We start from the raw sequence: 20,791 nt of genomic DNA, 5'->3' as shown, positions 1-20,791 counted from the left end.
GCGAAGGACAGGCGGAGAACCGAACATGTCAAATCAGTTGATGGCCGGCAAGCGCGGCCTCATCATGGGACTGGCCAATGACAAATCAATCGCATGGGGGATTGCCCGCGCATTGTCCGACGCGGGGGCCGATCTTGCATTCTCATATCAGGGCGACGCGCTGAAGAAACGAGTTGACCCTCTGGCCGCTCAGCTTGGTAGTGAGATTGTCCTGCCTTGCGACGTCAGTGACGAAGAGTCGATTGACGCGTTGTTTGCGGCGCTTGAAGAGAAATGGGGAAAACTGGACTTTGTAGTTCACGCCATCGGATTCTCGGATAAGAACGAGCTTCGCGGTCGGTACGTGGATACGTCTCGTGCCAACTTCAAACTCACCATGGACGTTTCGGTCTATTCTTTCACAGCGGTCATGCAACGCGCCGAGAAGATGATGACCGACGGCGGCAGCGCGATCACACTGACGTATTACGGGGCCGAGCAGGTCATGCCGCATTATAACGTCATGGGTGTGGCCAAGGCGGCACTGGAAGCATCGGTCAAGTACCTTGCCGAAGATCTGGGCAAAGACGGTATCCGCGTCAACGCAATCTCGGCCGGCCCGATCAAGACGCTGGCCGCCAGCGGCATCGGCGATTTCCGCTATATCATGAAGTGGAACGAGTATAACTCGCCCCTGCGTCGCAATGTCTCCATCGACGATGTTGGCAATTCGGCCTTGTACCTGTTGTCCGACCTCAGCAGTGGCGTGACCGGTGAAAACCTGCACGTGGATTCGGGTTATCACATTGTCGGTATGAAGGCCGTCGATGCACCAGACGTTGAGAAGGGTTAACACCGATGAGCGCCAAAGACCGCCTACCCCATGAAAAAGGCTTTCATATCAGCTGGGATCAGATTCACCGTGATTCCCGCGCTTTAGCCTGGCGTCTGGACGGGCAAGGCCCTGATGACGGTGCGTGGCGCGCTGTGGTCGCAATCACCCGCGGCGGCATGGCGCCTGCTATGATCGTCAGCCGCGAGCTTGATATACGCACCGTCGATACAATCAGTGTTCGCTCCTACCACCACCAAGAACAAGGCGAGGCGGAGGTTTTGAAAGCCCCCGATGCTCAGTTGATGGGCGATGGTACCGGCGTGCTGATCGTTGACGATCTGGTCGACAGTGGAAAAACGCTGGAATTGGTGCGTGCGATGTACCCCAACGCACATTTTGCCACCGTTTACGCTAAGCCCAAGGGCCGCCCGATGGTGGATACATTCATCACCGAGGTCAGCCAAGATACCTGGATCTTCTTCCCTTGGGATATGGCCCTACAATATGTCGAGCCCTATCGCGGCACGGACTGATCCGTAGCCTCTTCCGCCGAAAATACTTGGGAATGCGAGGCAACGCCTCGCAAACAGCAGCCACGCCATGAAACAGACCCGCACCAGCGCCACTTTTCCTCCTCCGGTGATGGAGGCGCGTCGCTGGCTTGAAGGCGTGGACTTCTCCGAAAACCGCCCCCTGATCAATGTCAGCCAAGCGGCCCCTGTTGACCCGCCGCCACTGGCCTTGCGTCAGGCAATGGCGGATTTCGCGGTCAATACAGATGCAGCGCATTTGTATGGCCCCGTTCTGGGTAATCCTGACCTGCGCGAGGCGCTGGCTACACAAATCAGCCAGCACTATGACGCCGAAGTACAACCATCCCAGGTGGCGATCACCTCGGGGTGCAATCAGGCTTTCGCCGCGGCGATCTCGGCGCTGACTGATGAAGGGGATGAGGTTATCCTGCCAACCCCATGGTATTTCAATCATAAAATGTGGCTTGATATGACCGGGGTGACGGCGGTCGACTTGCAAACCAATGACGACCTTCTGCCTGACCCCGACGCCGCCCGGGCGCTGATCACGGATCGAACCCGTGCAATATCATTGGTTACTCCGAACAATCCCGGCGGTGTGGAATACCCATCCGATCTGGTCCAAGCCTTTTATGATCTTGCCCGCGAAACCGGCATCCGGCTGCTGGTCGACGAAACATACCGCGACTTCGACAGCCGCAGCGGTCCGCCGCATCGCCTGTTCAGCCAGGCCGACTGGGATCAAACGCTGGTTCACCTGTATTCCTTTTCCAAGGCCTATCGGCTGACCGGCCACCGCGTCGGTGCCATCGCGACAAACCCCGACCTTTTGGCCGAAATCGAAAAGTTTCTGGATACAGTCGCCATCTGCCCTGGCCAGATGGGGCAGTTTGCGGCGCTCTGGGGGATGCAAAACCTGTCCCAATGGGTTGCGGGCGAGCGGGATGAGATCCTTGATCGCCGTGTCGCCATCCAAGAGATGCTGCCGCGCCTGACCTCAAAAGGCTGGCGGCTGCTGGGGCTGGGCGCGTATTTTGCCTATCTCGAACACCCGTTCGACATGCCTTCGGAAATATTGGCGCAAAAACTGGTTTCCGAGGCAGGCATTCTGTTGCTGCCGGGAACGATGTTCATGCCCGACACAGACCCGGCTGGAAAGCAGCAAGTCCGAGTGGCTTTTGCCAACCTGGACCGCGCCGGACTGGCGCAATTGTTCGACCGGCTCGAAGCGTTGACCTTCTGAGCTTGCCCCTCGGCGGCGCGCATCGTATTCAGGGCCGCAACCGACAGGGCAGACCTTTGCCACAAAACAAGAGGGCACCATGGCCGCAGGCGTAAAAAAGCTATCGAAGACCTTTGTCTGGATCCTCATGGGCCTTTTGATGTTGGGGCTCGCAGGGTTTGGCGCAACCAGCTTGTCCGGCACAGTGCGCACTGTCGCACAGGTCGGGAACGAAAGCGTCTCGGTCGATGAATATGTCCGCGAGCTGCAACGCGAAATCCGCGCCGTGGAACAACAGACCGGTCAGCCGCTGCAGATCGCGCAGGCACATGAATTCGGGTTGGATCAGTTGGCACTGTCGCGCCTGACGGCGCTGGCGTCGCTGGACAATGAAGTTGGGCTGTTGGGCATCTCGATCGGGGACGCAAACCTGCAACAGGAAATTGTCGCAATCCCGGCCTTCCAGGGGATCGACGGGAACTTTGACCGCGACGCCTATGAATTCCAACTGGATCAGGTCGGAATGTCCGATGCCGAATTCGAATCCGACCTGCGTAAAGAGTCGGCTCGAACCATCGTTCAGGGCGCGGTCATGGGTGGTATCGAAATGCCTGCAACCCTCACGGATGCGATGATGAACTTTGTCGGCGCGCGGCGCAGCTTTACAGTGGCAACGCTGGGTCCGGACGCACTGGCAACGCCGATTGCAGCGCCGACAGACGCGCAAATTCAATCTTATTACGATGAAAACGGGGATCTGTTCACCCTGCCCCGCACCAAGAATCTGACATATGCGATCCTTTCTCCGGAGATGTTGCTGGACAGTGTAGACGTTGACGAAGACTCGGTCCGTCGTCTGTATGACCAGCGTGCTGACGAATATCTGCAGCCCGAACGCCGTCTTGTCGAACGCCTGCCCTTTGCGGATGAAGCCGCCGCCGAAACAGCCAAAGCCCAGCTTGAGGTTGGCGGAACAACCTTCGAGCAATTGGTGCGTGAGCGCGAGCTTGAACTGAGCGATGTTGATTTAGGCGACGTCACCCGCGACGATCTGGGGGACGCAGCTGACGACGTCTTTGCTGCCGATCTGGACGCCGTGGTCGGCCCGCTTCCGTCCTCTCTGGGGCCGGCTCTGTTCCGCATCAATGGATCGCTGGCTGAAAACAACACCTCATTCGAAGACGCGGCCCCAGCCTTGCGCGAAGAGCTGGCCGCAGATCGCGCGCGTCGCCAGATTGAGGCGCAAGCCGAAGACATCAACGACCTGCTGGCAGGTGGTGCCACGCTGGAAGAGCTGGTCGGCGAAACCGAGATGAAACTGGGTCAGATCGACTGGACCACGCAAAGCGAGGACGGGGTAGCGGCCTATGACGGTTTCCGCACTGCTGCACAAGCCGTGAACGAGGGCGATTTCCCCGAGGTCGCGTTCCTGGAAGACGGCTCGATCTTTGCAATGCGCCTGAACGAAGTGTTACCTCGCCGCCCCGAACCGCTGGACAGCGCGCGCGACCGTGTGATCGCCGCATGGACTCTGGCCGAGACGAACAAGGCGCTGAAGGAACAGGCCGCAACTGTCCTTGAGCAGCTTGAGGGCGATGGCGATTTCACCGCAACGGGTTTGCCATTCCGGGTCGAGAACGCCCTGACGCGTACAGCATTCCTTGAAGATGTTCCTGCCGATTTCATGGTTCAGGTGTTTGAAATGGAGCCCGGCGAACTGCGCGTTGTTTCCGGTGAGGGCACCGCCCTGATCGTCCGTCTGGAAGAGTTGCTGCCGCCAGATGAAACAGACGAACTGCGGCAAGCCCGAGAGGCCCTTGCTGCGCAGTTGGACCAGGCTTTGGCACAGAATATTTTCGACGCTTTTGTCCGCGATGCGCAGGTTCGTGCCCGACCAACCGTGGACCAGCGCGCCCTGAATGCCGTTCAGGCGAGCTATTAAAAGAGACCGATATGGCCCTTACCCCTGAGTTTGACAGTTTCGCCCGCGCCTACGAGGCTGGCGAAAATCAGGTAGTCTATACGCGCCTTGCGGCTGATCTGGATACGCCCGTTTCCCTGATGCTCAAGCTGACGGGCGCGCAAAAAGACGCGTTCATGCTGGAATCGGTTACCGGCGGAGAGGTGCGCGGGCGCTATTCGATCATTGGTATGAAACCGGATCTGATCTGGCGCTGCCAGGGCGACGTGTCCCAGCTGAACCGGTCGGCGCGTTTCGACCCCGAGGCGTTCCAGCCTCAGGATGGCAACCCGATGGATAATTTGCGGGCACTGCTTGCTGAAAGTCGGATCGCTCTGCCCGATGATCTGCCTCAGGCTGCCGCCGGGCTGTTTGGTTATCTGGGTTATGACATGGTGCGCCTGGTCGAGTATCTGCCAGACGTGAACCCTGACCCACTGGGGCTACCAGATGCGGTGATGTTGCGTCCCTCGGTCGTGGCCGTTCTGGACGGCGTCAAAGGTGAGGTGACCGTTGTTTCCCCCGCATGGGTCAGTGAAGGTCAGTCCGCCAAAGCAGCTTATGCCCAAGCGGCCGAGCGCGTGATGGATGCCGTTCGCGATCTGGAACGCGCCATGCCCGCTGAAACCCGCGATCTGGGCGACGCGTCCGAAGTGGCCGCGCCTGTCTCGAACTTTACCAAGTCGGGATATATGGAAGCGGTCGAGAAAGCCAAAGACTATATCCGCGCAGGCGATATCTTTCAGGTGGTTCCGGCCCAACGTTGGACGCAGGATTTTCCGCTGCCGCCTTTTGCACTGTATCGTTCATTGCGCCGCACGAACCCGTCGCCCTTCATGTTCTACTTCAACTTTGGCGGCTTTCAGGTCGTGGGCGCCAGCCCCGAGATTCTGGTGCGTGTCTTTGGCAATGAGGTCACGATCCGCCCCATTGCAGGCACCCGTCCCCGTGGCGCGACCCCCGAGGAAGACAAGGCGAACGAGGCCGATCTGCTGGCCGACAAGAAAGAACTGGCCGAGCATCTCATGTTGCTGGATCTGGGCCGCAACGACACAGGCCGCGTGGCAAAGATCGGCACCGTACGACCCACCGAAGAATTCATCATCGAACGCTACAGCCACGTGATGCACATTGTGTCGAACGTGGTCGGTGAACTGGCCGAAGATAAAGACGCGCTGGATGCGTTCTTTGCCGGGATGCCTGCAGGCACGGTTTCAGGCGCACCCAAGGTCCGCGCGATGGAGATCATTGACGAATTGGAGCCTGAAAAGCGCGGTGTATATGGCGGCGGGGTCGGATATTTCAGCGCAGGCGGAGACATGGATATGTGTATCGCCCTGCGCACAGCGATTGTGAAAGATCACAAGCTGTATATTCAGGCCGGCGGCGGTGTTGTCTATGACAGCGACCCCGAGGCGGAATTCATGGAGACCGTGCACAAATCCAATGCCATCCGACGCGCGGCTGCTGATGCTGGGCGCTTTACGGGACCCGGTAACAGCTGATCAAACGGCTGGCCAAACTGGCCAGCCATACGGGCTTATTGGACGGCTTGTTTCATGACGGCGGAAATCGGTGCCATGGCCACACGTCCCCCCCGGTCTTCCAGGGCCCAGACAAGCAGGGCCGAGATGGTATCAGGGCGCAACCGTCCCAGCATGACAACCGTCCCCTCCTGCCCGGCCCGGAATGCGGCCTGATCCAGAAAGCGGCGCATGGTCTTTGGGTCCTGACGTGCGCCGTCTATGTCTCGGAAAATCACGCTGGACGGCGTCCCATTGCGGGCAGCCAGCTTCTGAACCGTGTTGAGGCCGTTGTCCTGGGTGATCAAGCCACGGCCTGTCCCGGCAGCAATAGCGGCAACCTGATCAGCCAGCTTGCGATTGCCCTGAATGCCTGTCTCGACCCCTTCGAGAATACCGACCGTTTCTGGCAAGGTCTGCAACCATACGGCCATTGACACTTCGGCATCCTGCGCACTGGCGGTTTTAGGAAGATCCGCCATCGCAAGAACCTCGAAACCTGCAGAGCGATGTCTGGCCATCTTGTCGGCAGCGTCGGGGTCGGAGGGGCTGACGGCAAAGCTGATCGGATACGGGAAATCCTGCAACGCTTCGGCACCATAAGCGCCTTCGTCGTCAATCAGGATAATTGACATCAGCGGTTTCGCGTCGGGGTTATCGAATTTGGCCGCATAGGCTTCGATCGGTTTTCCCGGCACCGCAGTCTGACCTGATCCGACCTGATCAGCCAGAGCGTTGTCCCGTTCGGTCAGCGGGACAACGCGCCGACCAACCGTTGATCCCCCCGCGCCGTTTTGGTCGCCACCGATCTGTGGAACGGCTGCGATGCGCGGCAGAGAGCGGTTGAGGTCTGTTTCATCACCCTCAACCGCGATGGGATTTTCTTCAGGCAAATCTTCCTTCGGCTCAAGCGCGGCAATTTCCGGCAAAGGCTCTGCTTCTGTACTTTCCGATTCAAAGTCAGGGGCCGGTTCCAACTCGGCAGCCTGGGATTGGTCCGGTTCCGGCTCGACAGACTCAGGCTGGGGCTGTTCGACAGGTACTTCTAGTGCAGCGACTTCCGGGGCTGGAGGGGCTGGGGGCTCCTCAATCAATTCGGGCTGCCCTTCGGCAATAGGTGTATCTGGCAAAACTGCAGGCGCTTGCGGCTGAACAGGTGCCTCACTCGTCACTGCCACCTCATCAGGTTCGACGACGGCTGCCTCTTCGACAACAGGCGCGGATTCGTTGACCTGCGGCTGATCATCCGGAGCCTCTTCAATTTCGGAAAGCCCTGCCAGCGTATCTGCTTGTTGATCGGTTGGTTCAGGCTCTGCCGCGGGCAAAGTGACCAAATCGGCATCTGCAATGGCTTCGGGCTTGTCTGCCTCGACCTCGGGTACTTCGCTTGGTGCAGGTTCGGGTGCAACATCCGCAACAACGGGTTTGCGCGACAGGGGCGTGGTTAGAGACAACGCCGCTCCCAACAGCATTATCACGACCGCACCTGCGATCATCCCTCCTAGAAATCCGCCCATTCTAATTGCCTTTCGACTAATTCCTGCTTCGATTGCCTGCGTCGTCTTCTGCGACACTCACCCGCAAGCGCGTATGGAACCGGATGTCCTCTTGACGCTGCCTCGCAAGCCTGAGCATGTATGTCCCGACATTATATCGCGGCTCGGGGCTGTATCGCCAGTCCCAAATGCCCAACCCGAGACAAGTGCCCAAATGCTGCTGCTGATCGACAACTACGACTCGTTTACCTACAATCTGGTACACTATTTAGGCGAACTTGGTGCCGAAATGGTCATTCGGCGAAATGACGCGCTGGATGTGCAAGAGGCCATGGCCATGAACCCGGCTGGAATCCTTCTTAGCCCCGGACCATGCGACCCGGATCAGGCCGGGATTTGCCTGGCGCTGACACAGGCAGCTGCTGAAACCCAGACCCCCTTGATGGGCGTTTGCCTTGGGCATCAGACCATCGGGCAAGCATTCGGCGGTGACGTTATTCGGTGCCATGAGATTGTGCACGGCAAGATGGGCACCATGCATCACACTGGGAAAGGTCTGTTCGCCGGGCTGCCTTCCCCCTTCGAGGCAACCCGGTACCATTCGCTGGTGGTCGACCGAACCACCCTGCCCGATTGCCTGGAAATCACAGCTGAGCTGGAAGATGGGACGATCATGGGCCTGCAACATAAGCAGCTGCCCATTCACGGCGTTCAGTTCCACCCGGAGTCGATTGCATCCGAGCACGGCCATGCCTTGCTCAAGAACTTCCTGTCCGAGATGAAAGTCCCCGCATGAGCGACGTATTAAAACCGCTGATCGGCACTGCTGCCGATCGGCCTTTGACGCGCGCCGAAGCCGAACAGGCCTTTGGCATCCTCTTCGATGGCGCCGCCACACCCAGCCAGATCGGCGGTTTGCTGATGGCGATGCGAACCCGAGGCGAGACGGTCGACGAATATGCGGCGGCGGCAGCAGTGATGCGGGCCAAATGTAACGCGGTCAATGCGCCAGGCGGCGCGATGGATATCGTCGGCACAGGTGGCGATGGAAAGGGAACGCTGAATATCTCTACCGCAACAGCCTTTGTCGTCGCGGGCGCTGGCGTCACAGTTGCAAAACACGGGAACCGGAACCTCAGTTCGAAATCCGGTGCGGCCGATGCGTTAGGCCAGATGGGTATCAACGTGATGGTCGGGCCAGAAGTCGTTGAAAAAGCGCTAAAAGAGGCTGGAATAGGCTTCATGATGGCCCCCATGCACCATCCGGCCATTGCCCACGTGATGCCAACACGTCAGGAACTTGGGACACGTACGATCTTTAACATTCTGGGGCCACTTACAAACCCGGCAGGAGTGAAACGGCAATTGACGGGCGCGTTCAGCCGAGAATTGATCCGTCCGATGGCCGAGACGCTTGGCGTGCTTGGTACCGAACACGCATGGCTGGTTCATGGGTCCGATGGCACCGACGAATTGACCATCACTGGTGTCAGCTGGGTTGCCTCATGGGAAAACGGCGGTGTGCGTGAGGTTGAACTGCATCCAGAAGATGCTGGCCTGCCAGTGCACCCGTTCGAGGACATTCTGGGCGGAACACCTGAAGAAAACGCTGTTGCCTTCCGCGCCCTGTTGGATGGCACTCCGTCCGCGTATCGGGACGCAGTCCTTTTGAACTCTGCCGCTGCACTGGTGGTGGCCGACGCTGCAAGCGACCTCAAGGACGGGGTCGAGAAGGCCGCGCACAGCATCGACAGCGGCGCTGCCAAAGAAAAAATCGCGGTTCTGGCCCGCATCACTCAGGAGGCCGCATGACCGAGACGGTTCTGGACAAGATCAAAGCATACAAGCTTGAGGAAGTCGCATTAGATAAGACCACTAAGTCTTTAAAAGATTTGGAGGATGAAGCCAAGTCTGCGTCTGAGGTGCGCGGTTTTGCGACAGCACTGACCGCCGCCGCGCGATCCGGCTATGGCCTGATCGCCGAGGTGAAGAAAGCAAGCCCCTCAAAAGGTTTGATCCGCCCGGATTTTGACCCTCCGGTACTGGCAAAAGCCTACGAAGATGGCGGCGCAACCTGTCTGTCGGTTTTGACGGACACGCCCAGCTTTCAAGGGGCCAAAGAATACCTGACGGCGGCCCGCGCAGCGACGTCATTGCCTGCGCTGCGTAAGGATTTCATGTACGACCCGTATCAGGTTGTCGAAGCTCGCGCTTTGGGCGCTGACTGTATTCTGATCATCATGGCCTCGGTCGAAGATGAACAAGCCGCCGAGTTGGAGCAAACGGCCTTTGACTGGGGCATGGATGTCCTGATCGAAGTGCATGACGAGGCCGAACTGGAACGCGCAACCAAGCTCAAAAGCAGTCTGATTGGAATAAATAATCGTAATCTCAAGACGTTTGAGACAACTCTTGATACAACGCGCAGGTTGTCAAAACTGGTGCCCGGCGATCGGACTATTGTTTGCGAAAGCGGTCTGAGCACGCCTGCCGACCTGGCCGACATCGCCCGCTATGGCGCACGGTCCTTCCTGATCGGCGAAAGCCTGATGCGGCAGGACAATGTCACTGCGGCGACGCGGAACTTGCTGGCTAACCCTTTGATCCCCGGAGTAATGTAATGTCGCTCACTCACTTTGACGCGCAGGGCCAAGCCCACATGGTGGATGTGTCCGATAAGGCGGTAACAGACCGGGTTGCCGTGGCGGCTGGGCACATCAAGATGGCGCAGGAAACCTTTGATTTAATATCAGAAGGGCGTGCAAAAAAGGGTGATGTGCTGGGCGTTGCACGTCTTGCTGGTATCATGGGCGCGAAAAAAACCCCTGACCTGATCCCGCTGTGTCATCCTTTGCCCGTGACCAAGGTGGCCGTCGAACTGACGTTGGACCCGGATCTGCCGGGCGTTCAGATTGAAGCGACCGTCAAGACCTCGGGTCAAACAGGTGTAGAGATGGAGGCGCTGACCGCGGCCTCGACCGCAGCCCTGACAGTTTACGACATGACCAAGGCTGTCGACAAAGCAATGGAGATCGGCGGCATAAAAGTCTTGCTGAAAGATGGCGGTAAATCAGGCCGTTACGAAGCGAAATGATCACTGTCGAAGACGCTCGGGCCCTTCTGTTTGGCCTGGTTGACCGCCTGCCTGCAGAAACCGTTTCACTCTCGCAAGCGGCCGGTCGGATTTTGGCGCAGGACGTTGCGGCCAAGCGCGATCAACCTCCGTTTGCGGCATCTTCGATGGATGGATACGCAGTCAAGTCATCCGAAGTCGAACTGCACGCAATGTTCAAAGTCATCGGCGAGGCCGCCGCTGGGCGCAGGTATTCCGGTCAAGTTGGCGCTGGTCAGGCAGTTCGCATTTTCACCGGAGCCCCCGTGCCAGACGGCGCGGATTTTGTCGTGATCCAAGAAGATACTGAACGCAGAGACGATCTTATTGCAATCACGGACATGCCCGGCGACAAGACCAACATTCGACCCAAGGGTGTTGATTTCAAATCCGGCACAACGATCTCTGCCCCTCGTCGCATCCGCCCCGAGGATGTGGCCCTTATGGCCGCAATGAACATCCCCGAGGTTCCCGTCGCCCGCAAGCCGATCGTTGCACTGATCTCGACCGGAGACGAATTGGTCATGCCGGGCGATACGCCCGGCCCTGACCAGATCATCGCGTCAAACACCTTTGGTCTCAAGGCGTTGCTAGAAGATGTTGGAGCGGAAGTCCGCATTCTGCCTATCGCGCGAGACACAGTCGCTTCGCTTGAAACAGCCTTTGATCTGGCAACAGGCGCTGATCTGGTCGTCACGATCGGAGGAGCCTCGGTCGGGGACTATGATCTGGTGTCGGACGTTTCCGCCAATCTCGGGATGGAGCGGTCATTTTACAAGATACGCATGCGTCCCGGAAAGCCGCTGATGGCCGGGCGGCTTGGTAAGGCTGCAATGGTTGGGTTGCCGGGAAACCCTGTTAGTGCAATGGTTTGCGGCTATCTCTTTTTAGTGCCGATGGTGCGCCGCATGGTGGGGCTGGCCGAGGCTTTGACGCCGTTCCAAACGGCTAAACTGGTTGCCCCGCTCGGCCAGAATGGTCCGCGCGAACACTATATGCGCGCCATTCTTGACAATGATGGCATACGGGCTTGCGACGATCAGGATAGCTCACTTTTAAGCGTCCTGGCGCAGGCCAATGCCTTGTTGGTACGGCAGCCGAATGATCCGGCGCGGCCTGCTGGCGATGAGGTCCTGTACCTACCGATTTAGCAAACGCTCAAATCCGTTGACACAAAACGTGAACATGCGTAGAACAAAAGAAAACGCATGACCGACGAGGTGTGAGCAATGCTGACCAAGAAGCAGTTGGATTTGTTGGAATTCATCCACAAACGTGTTCAAGCGGATGGTGTTCCCCCTAGTTTCGACGAAATGAAGGCCGCGCTGGACCTCAGATCCAAGTCCGGAATTCACCGTCTGATCACTGCGCTGGAAGAACGCGGATTTATCCGCCGACTTGCCCATCGGGCGCGGGCGATCGAAATCGTCAAACTGCCCGAAAGTCTTGGCGGCGAGCCGACAGCTGCCTTTAAGCCACGTGTGATCGAAGGCGACAAGCCCGAAGGGCCGCGACCGGCGAATTTCGAACCCGTTACCGTGGATGCCATGGAATTGCCAGTCATGGGCCGTATCGCGGCGGGTGTTCCGATTGAAGCGATCAGCCACGTTTCGCACCGCGTTGCTGTGCCGGGATCAATGGTTTCCGGCAAGGGCGAGCACTACGCGCTTGAGGTTCGGGGCGACTCGATGATCGATGCAGGCATAAATGACGGCGACGTCGTGGTGATCCGCGAGACATCGGTCGCAGACAACGGCGATATCGTAGTGGCACTTGTTGAAGATCAAGAAGCAACACTGAAGCGATACTTTCGCCGCGGTCATGCCATTGCGCTTGAGGCCGCGAACCCGGCTTATGAAACCCGCGTCTTGCCCGAAGACAAAGTCAAGGTGCAAGGCCGATTGGTCGGCCTGATCCGCAGCTACTGACCTTTTTGTGTCTGGCGGTCTTCGGCTTCCTCCGGGGACCACAATCTGCGACCGATGACCTCTACGCTGGTCGTTATTTTACCGTTCTGAAACGCCAGACTTCCGGTCTCCATCAATTTATCCGGGTCGAACAACACGCAATTTCCGCTTAGTACAACTGGCACAGCTGAGATAACAATCTGGCCTTCGTGGCACTCGGTAAAGCTACCTGCAGATCGCTTTCCGGTCAGGTGGATCACCTCCTGCCCCTTCCACACATATCTTTGGACAAGGTCGTCAGCTGGGGGCCATCGGTCGGCGGCTGTCTTCTGGTTCACACCATCGCCATCATTTTCCAACCATACTGTGGCGATGAACCCGCTGCCTTTCTCTTTGCTCAAGGCGCGCCCCTTGTCCGTCAAGACCCCGACCAATCCACCTGAATCCGCGACCAAGACATCGGGGCGTTCACCCTGACCCCATATGAACACGGCCGCGATACATGGTCCCAAACCAACCCATTTCGCGGACCCGTGCCACAAAACCGTCCACAACGCCCCCAAAGCGAACAGTGGCAATACATAGTAAGGCGGGCTGACGATATAGCCTTGCGCTCCATCCAGGTTTGATACGGTCTCAGCAACCAGCAATATCCACTCTAACCCAAGGCCCATAACGGCGAGCGCGACCCAGTCCAGACCAAACGGTGCCAACAGGGCTGCAACGACGGCTGCAGGAACAACGACGGTCCCCATCACAGGGACTGACAACATGTTAGCCAGCAAGCCATAATGGGACATGGTATTGAAATGTGCAGCTCCGATCGGTGCCGTCGCAAGCCCTGCGATGGCAGACGACATCAGCAATCCAATCACTGGCTTTAACCATTTCGGCCCCGGAACCGGGCCAGCATTTCGCAACGCACCAAACACCGCCACAAGCGCCGTGGTTGCCGCGAAGGACATTTGAAAACCCGGGCTCAAGAGGGATTCCGGCCGCAGGATCAAAACGATCAACGCGGCCACGGCGACCGCGCGCAATGAGATTGCCCGCCGGTCGACTAAAATCGCACCCAGCATCACGGTGGCCATGACAAAGGCGCGTTCGGTTGCCACGTTTCCGCCAGACAGCAGCAGATACAGCGTCGCGGCAATAAGTGCACCAACCGCCGCGATCTTTCGGACCGAGACCCTAAGCGCGATGGCAGGAATCGCCGATAAAGCAACGCGGCACAGCAGATAAACAAAACCGGTCAGTAGCCCCATATGCAGACCGGAGATCGCCAATAAATGCGCCAAGTTCGACGCCCGCAAAGACGCAAGCGTTTGTTGCCCCATTCCGCTTCGATCCCCTGTCGTTACTGCGGCGGCGAACCCTCCGGTCTCTCCGGGTAACACTGCACGGACATGTTCGGACAATGCCAGCCTTAACGCGGTGATGCGGACGCCCGCCGGATTCGGACCCGAAACCGTCAGAACAGGAACGCGGGTGTAACCGACCGCACCTAAACCCTGAAACCAAGCATGACGCCGGAAATCAAACCCGCCGGGCTCGACCGGGCCTTGTGGCGGAGACAGGTGACCGGTGGTCATGATCCGCTGTCCTGGCACAAGTGAAGCATCACCGCCATGCAAAGATAGCCGGACGCGCTGCGGTCTGCGATCTATTGGTACGTCCCCTACTCGCACCCGATCCAGCGTCACCCGCAGCGCATCCGACGCAGAGCGGTCAATGGCAACGACCCGCCCCTCGACCGGGCCGTAGTAACGCCATGACAAGACCGGCTCTGCCACCGTATGGGCGCGGGCTCCTGCAAGGATAAACCCCGCACACACAAGCGCCCCCCCGATTGCCAACGACGCCCAGCCTGGCCGCATCCAGCGCGCAGCAGCCAAAGCTGCCATACCCGCGGCGAGAACGCCGACATAGACTTGCCATTCCGGCTCAGACCGCAAACCGAAGTACAGGCCGATTCCGATCGCAAGACAGACCGGAGACCATTGAAACAGGTAACCTGTCTGGTTCAGCAAAGCGGCCTCGACCCGGGCCAGAACACGCATGGTTGCCCCCGTCTCTCAGCCTCGTTAGACAGGCGTCAAACTATGCCCGACACGGTTACCAAAAGGTTAATCCAAACAATGTCCGATCAGGTCGTCACCCGTTTCGCCCCCTCGCCCACCGGTTTTCTGCATATCGGCGGCGCCCGCACCGCGCTGTTCAACTGGCTCTATGCCCGTGGTCGCGGTGGCAAGTTCCTGCTGCGGATCGAGGATACGGACCGCGAACGCTCTACCCCCGAGGCGACGGCAGCCATTCTGCAGGGTATGGCGTGGCTGGGTCTTGACCATGATGGCGATGTCGTCAGCCAGTTCGAAGGAGCCGCCCGTCATGCTGAGGTCGCCCATCAACTGCTGGCCGAGGGCAAAGCGTACAAGTGCTTTGCGACGCAAGAAGAAATCGCCGCCTTCCGTGACCAAGCGAAGGCCGAGGGCAAATCAACCCTGTTCCGCAGCCCTTGGCGCGACGCTGACGCAGCGACCCACCCCGACGCGCCTTTCGTGATCCGCATCAAGGCCCCGCAGGACGGAGAGACGGTGATCCGCGATCAGGTTCAGGGGGACGTGACCATCCGCAATGATCAGTTGGACGACATGATCCTTCTGCGTTCGGACGGGACGCCGGTCTATATGCTGGCCGTTGTAGTGGACGATCACGATATGGGCGTCACCCATGTGATCCGGGGCGACGACCACCTGAACAATGCAGCGCGCCAGATGATGATCTATCAGGCGATGGGCTGGGATGTTCCCGTCTGGGCGCACATCCCGCTCATTCACGGGCCCGATGGCAAGAAACTGTCGAAACGCCACGGCGCGTTGGGCGCTCAGGAATACCAGGCTATGGGTTATCCGGCGGCCGGGATGCGCAACTATCTGGCGCGTCTGGGCTGGAGTCACGGCGACGACGAGTTCTTTACCGACGCGCAGGCGAAAGAATGGTTCGATCTGGACGGAATCGGCAAAAGCCCGGCCCGTTTCGATCTGAAAAAACTGGAAAACCTGTGCGGTCAGCATATTGCCGTCGCCGATGATGCCGCATTGCGGCAGGAAATCGAGGCGTATCTGGCCGCGGCTGACCTACCTGCGCTGATAGAAACACAATCCAGTGATCTGGAACGTGCGATGTATTGCCTCAAGGATCGGGCGCGCACATTCCCCGAACTGCTTGAAAAGGCTCATTTTGCCCTGACTTCCCGCCCTATTCAACCGGATGAGAAAGCGGCCAAGGCGCTTGACTCAGTATCCGACGGTATACTGATTGAATTGACGCCGCAGTTGCAAAGTGTTAGCTGGACGCGAAGCGAACTGGAGGACGCCCTGAATTCCTTTGCGGAAGCACAAGGCATCAAGTTCGGCAAGCTGGCGGGGCCGTTGCGCGCCGTTCTGGCAGGCCGCGCGGTGACACCTTCGGTTTTTGATATGATGCTGGTGCTTGGGCGGGATGAAACCCTGGCACGGCTTTCTGACGCAGCGACCTGAGTAAAAGGTTCACATTTGGGTAACGCTGCTCCGCTAACACCCGGTTTGCGCGATTGCGCGCATCCGTTGCCCGCAGGATCGGACAGCGATCCATACTGCGCATGATTGAGGAAGGGACACTATGACCGACAGCAACAAATCAGCCACTCTATCACTTAATGGCGAAACTTATGAGCTGCCGATTCATTCACCGACCGCTGGGCCTGACGTGATCGACATCCGTAAGCTATACGGAACGGCAGGTGTATTCACATATGACCCCGGCTTTACGTCGACCGCCAGCTGTGACAGCACCATCACCTATATCGACGGCGAAAAAGGCGAACTGCTGCACCGGGGTTACCCGATCGACCAGCTGGCCGGCAAATCCCACTTCCTCGAGGTTTGCTACCTGCTGCTATACGGAGAGCTGCCGACCGCGCCGGTTCTGGAAAAATTCGAATCCACCATCACCCGCCACACCATGCTGCACGAGCAGATGCAGTATTTCTATCGCGGCTTCCGTCGCGATGCGCACCCGATGGCGATCATGGTGGGTGTTGTCGGCGCGATGTCGGCTTTCTACCACGATTCCACCGATATCTCGGACCCGCATCAGCGCGAGGTAGCCTCGCACCGTCTGATCGCCAAGATGCCGACCATCGCGGCTTGGGCCTACAAGTACCACACTGGTCAGCCCTTCGTGTATCCGCGCAACGATCTGGACTATGCGTCGAACTTCCTGCGCATGTGCTTCAGCGTTCCGGCCGAAGAATATGAGGTCAACCCGATCCTCAGCCGTGCGATGGACCGCATCTTTACCCTGCACGCAGATCACGAGCAAAACGCCTCGACCTCGACCGTGCGTCTGGCGTCCAGCTCGGGTGCCAACCCGTTTGCCTGTATCGCGGCTGGCATCGCCTGCCTGTGGGGTCCGGCGCACGGTGGCGCAAACCAAGCATGTCTGGAGATGCTGGAAGAAATCGGCAGCGTTGATCGCATCCCCGAATTCATCGCCCGCGCCAAGGACAAGGACGATCCGTTCCGCCTGATGGGCTTTGGCCACCGCGTCTACAAGAACTTTGACCCGCGCGCCAAAGTGATGAAACAGTCCGCCGACGAAGTGCTGGATCTGTTGGGCATCGAAGACAACCCGAAACTGCAGGTTGCCAAAGCGCTGGAAAAGCAGGCCCTAGAAGACCCGTATTTCGCCGAGAAAAAGCTGTTCCCGAACGTGGACTTCTATTCGGGTATCATCCTCGAGGCGATGGGCTTCCCGACCTCGATGTTCACGCCGATCTTTGCCCTGTCGCGCACCGTGGGCTGGGTTAGCCAGTGGAAAGAGATGATCGCCGACCCCCAGAACAAGATCGGCCGTCCGCGCCAGCTGTATCTGGGCGAGACCACTCGCGACTATGTGGATATCGAAAACCGCTGATTGCGGGTACAGATTGCAGAACGCCCCGGACCGGTTCCGGGGCGTTTTTCGTTAGAACAAAGCCAATTGGTCGCCCGCCTGCGGTGGCCTCGTGAACAGGTCCAGACGCAACGCCGGGGTGCGCGAGGCCAGCCCCAACCGTTTGACCGCCACGGTAAATCGTTTCGCAATCAGCGCGGCGTATTCGCCCTCACCGCGCATCCGATGCCCCCAGCGCGGGTCATAGTCGCGGCCCCCATGCATCTCTCGCAGTTTCGACATGACTTTCTCCGCGCGGGCCGGTTCATGATCTGCCAACCAATGCTGCCACAGCTCGGACACTTCTCGTGGCAGACGCAGCATGATCCAGCTGGCCGCATCGGCACCTGCGTCGCGCCCGGCCTCAAGCAGCTGTTCAAGCTCATGATCCGTCAAGCCGGGGATCAGAGGCGAGGTCATGACCCGCACCGGTACCCCTGCCTCGGTCAGCCGCCGTATGATCGCCAGACGCCGCCGGGGCGAAGGGGCACGAGGCTCCATCCGGCGCGACAGGCCGGCGTCCAACGTTGTCAGGGAAATCCCCACCCGTACCAGCCCCTTGGCTGCCATGGGGGCCAGAAGGTCCAGATCACGCTCGATCAAAGCACCTTTGGTGACGATTCCGACCGGGTGCTGAAAATCGCTTAAGACTTGCAGGCAATCCCTTGTGACAGAGCGTGTTTTTTCGACCGGTTGGTAAGGGTCAGTATTGGTGCCCAACGCCACTGTGGCCACCTTGTAGGATTTCGAGGACAGTTCCCTCCGCAGCACCTCGGCCGCGTTGGGCCGGGCGATCAGGCGTGTTTCAAAATCCAGCCCCGGCGACAGACCGAGATAGGCATGGGACGGCCGCGCAAAGCAATAAACACACCCGTGTTCGCATCCTCGATACGGGTTGATCGAGCGATCAAACGGCAAATCGGGCGACCGGTTGTAGGTTATGATGCTACGCGCGACCTCGTCGCGCAACTCGGTGCGCAATGGCGGTAGATCATCGTCCTCGGGCCATCCATCCGCGCAGCGTTCAGTGGTAAACGCTTCGAACCGACCAGCAGCATTTGTAGCGACACCTCGGCCCCGGATTTGCGCGTCAGTCATATTTGTTCTCTTTATGTTCCCCCTGCGGGTATACGCGCCATGCGCGGTTCAGGCAAGCGCCCCTCGTCTTACGTGTTGATTTCAAAATCGCTTGGCCAAACATGCCGGAATTGAACCGAATGCAGGATCATCTTGCAGATTATGACGTCGAGTTGATCAATATTTTGACGTATAGGTCGGTCTCGGAACCGCCAAGGTCGCAATCGTCACAGTCTAAATGCGACGTTTTGGCCAAAACGAAAAAAATGCCACCAATGGGCGCCAAGCCCGAACAGCTCTAGGGAAACACCCAATGTCCGATGAAGAAGACATCGTCCTGTCCGAACTGAATGACGAGGAATTGGTCGAACAGATGTTCGACGATCTTTACGACGGTTTGAAGGAAGAAATCGAAGAAGGTGTGAACATCCTGCTGGAACGCGGATGGACCCCCTATGACATTCTGACCAAGGCGCTGGTTGGCGGCATGACCATCGTGGGCCATGACTTCCGCGACGGCATCCTTTTTGTTCCCGAAGTGCTGCTGGCCGCAAACGCGATGAAGGGCGGCATGTTCATCCTGAAACCGCTGCTGGCCGAAACCGGCGCGCCGCGCGTTGGCAAGATGGTGATCGGCACCGTCAAGGGCGACATCCACGACATCGGCAAAAACCTAGTGTCGATGATGATGGAAGGCGCCGGTTTTGAGGTCGTCGATATCGGCATCAACAACCCGGTCGAGAACTACCTGGAAGCACTGGAAACCGAAAAGCCCGACATTCTGGGCATGTCGGCCCTGCTGACAACCACCATGCCGTACATGAAAGTCGTGATCGACACTCTGGTCGAGCAAGGATTGCGCGAAGACTACATCGTACTGGTCGGTGGCGCTCCGCTGAACGAAGAGTTCGGAAAAGCCATTGGTGCTGACGCATATTGCCGCGATGCGGCCGTCGCCGTTGAGACCGCGAAAGACTTCGTGTCGCGCAAGCACAACCAACTGGCGGGCTGATCAGACGGACATCTGAATTCAGGGCCGTCCGGCAACGGGCGGCCCTTTTCGTTTACATCTAAGGCGCAGGAACCAAGCCATGCCGCAGGACAATCTGCCAGACGATGCAAGCTTGACGACGGACGGATTCGAGTCCGCTGCGCAAGGGCAAATTCTGTTGTTGGCTTGCGGCGCGCTGGCACGCGAGATTCTGGACCTGAAGAACCGCAATGGTTGGGACCATATGGACCTGACCTGCCTGCCAGCCATCTTACATGTCCACCCCGAGCGGATCACCCAAGCCGTGCAGGATGCAATCACCAAGCATCGCACGCAGTACGACACGATCTATGTGGTCTATGCCGATTGCGGTACCGGCGGCCTGCTGCAAAACGCGTGTGCAGAATTAGGCGTCGAGATGGTCAAAGGCCCGCATTGCTATTCATTTTTTGAAGGCAATGATGTTTTCGACGCACGCGGCGAGGACGAAACCACCGCCTTCTACCTGACCGATTTTCTGGCACGCCAGTTTGACGCCTTTGTTTGGAAGCCGCTGGGCCTGGACCGGCATCCTGAATTGCGCGACATATATTTCGGCAACTACACGAAACTGGTCTATCAGGCTCAGACTGACGACCCGTTGCTGACGAAACGCGCTCAGGAATGCGCCGACCGCCTTGGTCTGGCATTCGAAAGGCGTTTCACCGGATATGGCGATCTCGAGTCGACGTTAACAGATTGGGCCAATCGCACCTGAGTTACGTCACGCGTTCTCTTGCGCAACTTCGCGAATACGCTCGATCATCGCCCGCAGACCATTGGACCGCTGCGCTGAGAGGTGGTCGTTCAGGCCCAATCGCGCCAATTCTGCGCTGGCGTCAACCTTGGCAACCTCGGCAACCGGCACGCCATTGTACAAAGCCCGCAAGACCGCGATCAGGCCGCGCACGATCAGCGCGTCGCTGTCTCCGTCAAACCTAAATACTCCAGCTTCGATAACCGGATGCAGCCAGACCTGACTGGCGCAGCCATGAACCTTGGTTGCGGGAACTTTCAGCGCGTCCTCAAGGGGTTCCATAGCCTTGCCCTGCTCAATGACATGGCGATAGCGGTCTTCCCAGTCTTCCAGAAACTCGAAATCCTCGACGATGTCTTCAAAGGCAGGCGTTGCCATATCCCTGC

General features: G+C 58.5%; 19 protein-coding genes. 15 read left to right on the top strand and 4 right to left on the bottom strand.

Features of this window, described 5'->3' with window-relative positions; all coding sequences use genetic code 11:
- Nucleotides 1-25 precede the first annotated feature (25 nt).
- From fabI to trpE, 5 genes are all read left to right on the top strand, one after another.
- Nucleotides 26-832: an enoyl-ACP reductase FabI gene (gene fabI, locus ACR3EG_RS09540; RefSeq protein WP_170354284.1), complete on the top strand. Its 807-nt coding sequence runs from the start codon at nucleotides 26-28 to the stop codon at nucleotides 830-832.
- A 5-nt stretch (nucleotides 833-837) separates the two neighbouring features.
- On the top strand, nucleotides 838-1,347 hold the full coding sequence (gene gpt / locus ACR3EG_RS09535; RefSeq protein WP_170354285.1) for a xanthine phosphoribosyltransferase: 510 nt from the start codon (nucleotides 838-840) through the stop codon (nucleotides 1,345-1,347).
- A gap of 67 nt (nucleotides 1,348-1,414) precedes the next feature.
- Nucleotides 1,415-2,590, top strand: a complete 1,176-nt coding sequence (locus ACR3EG_RS09530) for an aminotransferase (protein ID WP_480495186.1) — start codon at nucleotides 1,415-1,417, stop codon at nucleotides 2,588-2,590.
- 79 nt (nucleotides 2,591-2,669) lie between these two features.
- On the top strand, nucleotides 2,670-4,511 hold the full coding sequence (locus ACR3EG_RS09525) for a peptidyl-prolyl cis-trans isomerase (RefSeq protein WP_480495185.1): 1,842 nt from the start codon (nucleotides 2,670-2,672) through the stop codon (nucleotides 4,509-4,511).
- A gap of 11 nt (nucleotides 4,512-4,522) precedes the next feature.
- Entirely contained in the window at nucleotides 4,523-6,034 is a 1,512-nt protein-coding gene (gene trpE, locus ACR3EG_RS09520; RefSeq protein ID WP_480495183.1) for an anthranilate synthase component I, read from the top strand.
- 35 nt (nucleotides 6,035-6,069) lie between these two features.
- Here trpE and ACR3EG_RS09515 read toward each other — a convergent pair whose 3' ends face one another.
- Nucleotides 6,070-7,569, bottom strand: a complete 1,500-nt coding sequence (locus ACR3EG_RS09515; protein WP_480495181.1) for a divergent polysaccharide deacetylase family protein — start codon at nucleotides 7,567-7,569, stop codon at nucleotides 6,070-6,072.
- 193 nt (nucleotides 7,570-7,762) lie between these two features.
- Between ACR3EG_RS09515 and ACR3EG_RS09510 the strand changes: the two genes are divergently transcribed.
- From ACR3EG_RS09510 to lexA, 6 genes are all read left to right on the top strand, one after another.
- Nucleotides 7,763-8,344 (top strand): anthranilate synthase component II, encoded by a 582-nt coding sequence (locus ACR3EG_RS09510; RefSeq protein WP_170756363.1) that lies wholly within the window; start codon nucleotides 7,763-7,765, stop codon nucleotides 8,342-8,344.
- On the top strand, nucleotides 8,341-9,360 hold the full coding sequence (trpD, locus tag ACR3EG_RS09505) for an anthranilate phosphoribosyltransferase (RefSeq protein ID WP_480495179.1): 1,020 nt from the start codon (nucleotides 8,341-8,343) through the stop codon (nucleotides 9,358-9,360). The genes ACR3EG_RS09510 and trpD overlap by 4 nt, the downstream gene beginning before the upstream one ends.
- Entirely contained in the window at nucleotides 9,357-10,169 is an 813-nt protein-coding gene (trpC, locus tag ACR3EG_RS09500) for an indole-3-glycerol phosphate synthase TrpC (RefSeq protein ID WP_480495177.1), read from the top strand. Before trpD ends, trpC begins: the two co-directional genes overlap by 4 nt.
- A complete protein-coding gene (gene moaC, locus ACR3EG_RS09495; RefSeq protein ID WP_170354293.1) occupies nucleotides 10,169-10,642 on the top strand; it encodes a cyclic pyranopterin monophosphate synthase MoaC in 474 nt (157 codons plus the stop codon). The genes trpC and moaC overlap by 1 nt, the downstream gene beginning before the upstream one ends.
- Nucleotides 10,639-11,811: a molybdopterin molybdotransferase MoeA gene (locus ACR3EG_RS09490; RefSeq protein WP_480495175.1), complete on the top strand. Its 1,173-nt coding sequence runs from the start codon at nucleotides 10,639-10,641 to the stop codon at nucleotides 11,809-11,811. Before moaC ends, ACR3EG_RS09490 begins: the two co-directional genes overlap by 4 nt.
- 78 nt (nucleotides 11,812-11,889) lie before the next feature.
- The gene (gene lexA, locus ACR3EG_RS09485; RefSeq protein ID WP_170354295.1) at nucleotides 11,890-12,588 is read left to right on the top strand and encodes a transcriptional repressor LexA; all 699 of its coding nucleotides are present in this window, start codon (nucleotides 11,890-11,892) and stop codon (nucleotides 12,586-12,588) included.
- Here lexA and ACR3EG_RS09480 read toward each other — a convergent pair.
- Nucleotides 12,582-14,627 carry a ComEC/Rec2 family competence protein gene (locus tag ACR3EG_RS09480; RefSeq protein ID WP_480495173.1) on the bottom strand — a complete coding sequence of 682 codons (2,046 nt, stop codon included), beginning with the start codon at nucleotides 14,625-14,627 and terminating at the stop codon, nucleotides 12,582-12,584. The two genes, lexA and ACR3EG_RS09480, sit on opposite strands and share 7 nt — an antisense overlap.
- A gap of 78 nt (nucleotides 14,628-14,705) precedes the next feature.
- On the opposite strand from ACR3EG_RS09480, the gene gltX reads away from it, so the two are divergent.
- Both gltX and gltA read left to right on the top strand, forming a co-directional pair.
- Nucleotides 14,706-16,106, top strand: coding sequence for a glutamate--tRNA ligase (gene gltX / locus ACR3EG_RS09475; RefSeq protein WP_480495171.1), 1,401 nt, complete (start codon nucleotides 14,706-14,708; stop codon nucleotides 16,104-16,106).
- Between the two features lie 121 nt (nucleotides 16,107-16,227).
- Nucleotides 16,228-17,523: a citrate synthase gene (gene gltA, locus ACR3EG_RS09470; protein WP_209194532.1), complete on the top strand. Its 1,296-nt coding sequence runs from the start codon at nucleotides 16,228-16,230 to the stop codon at nucleotides 17,521-17,523.
- A gap of 51 nt (nucleotides 17,524-17,574) precedes the next feature.
- Here gltA and ACR3EG_RS09465 read toward each other — a convergent pair whose 3' ends face one another.
- The gene (locus ACR3EG_RS09465) at nucleotides 17,575-18,639 is read right to left on the bottom strand and encodes a PA0069 family radical SAM protein (RefSeq protein WP_480495169.1); all 1,065 of its coding nucleotides are present in this window, start codon (nucleotides 18,637-18,639) and stop codon (nucleotides 17,575-17,577) included.
- Nucleotides 18,640-18,931: 292 nt separating this feature from the next.
- Between ACR3EG_RS09465 and ACR3EG_RS09460 the strand changes: the two genes are divergently transcribed.
- Nucleotides 18,932-19,630 carry a corrinoid protein gene (locus tag ACR3EG_RS09460; RefSeq protein ID WP_480495167.1) on the top strand — a complete coding sequence of 233 codons (699 nt, stop codon included), beginning with the start codon at nucleotides 18,932-18,934 and terminating at the stop codon, nucleotides 19,628-19,630.
- A gap of 79 nt (nucleotides 19,631-19,709) precedes the next feature.
- Nucleotides 19,710-20,366, top strand: a complete 657-nt coding sequence (locus ACR3EG_RS09455) for a DUF1638 domain-containing protein (RefSeq protein WP_480495165.1) — start codon at nucleotides 19,710-19,712, stop codon at nucleotides 20,364-20,366.
- A 6-nt stretch (nucleotides 20,367-20,372) separates the two neighbouring features.
- Here ACR3EG_RS09455 and ACR3EG_RS09450 read toward each other — a convergent pair whose 3' ends face one another.
- Entirely contained in the window at nucleotides 20,373-20,783 is a 411-nt protein-coding gene (locus ACR3EG_RS09450; protein WP_170752912.1) for a SufE family protein, read from the bottom strand.
- Nucleotides 20,784-20,791 lie beyond the last annotated feature (8 nt).

The organism is Ruegeria sp. AM7, from assembly GCF_056535965.1.
The sequence above is the reverse complement of the archived record's forward strand: the minus strand, read 5'-3'. Positions and strand labels throughout refer to the sequence as shown.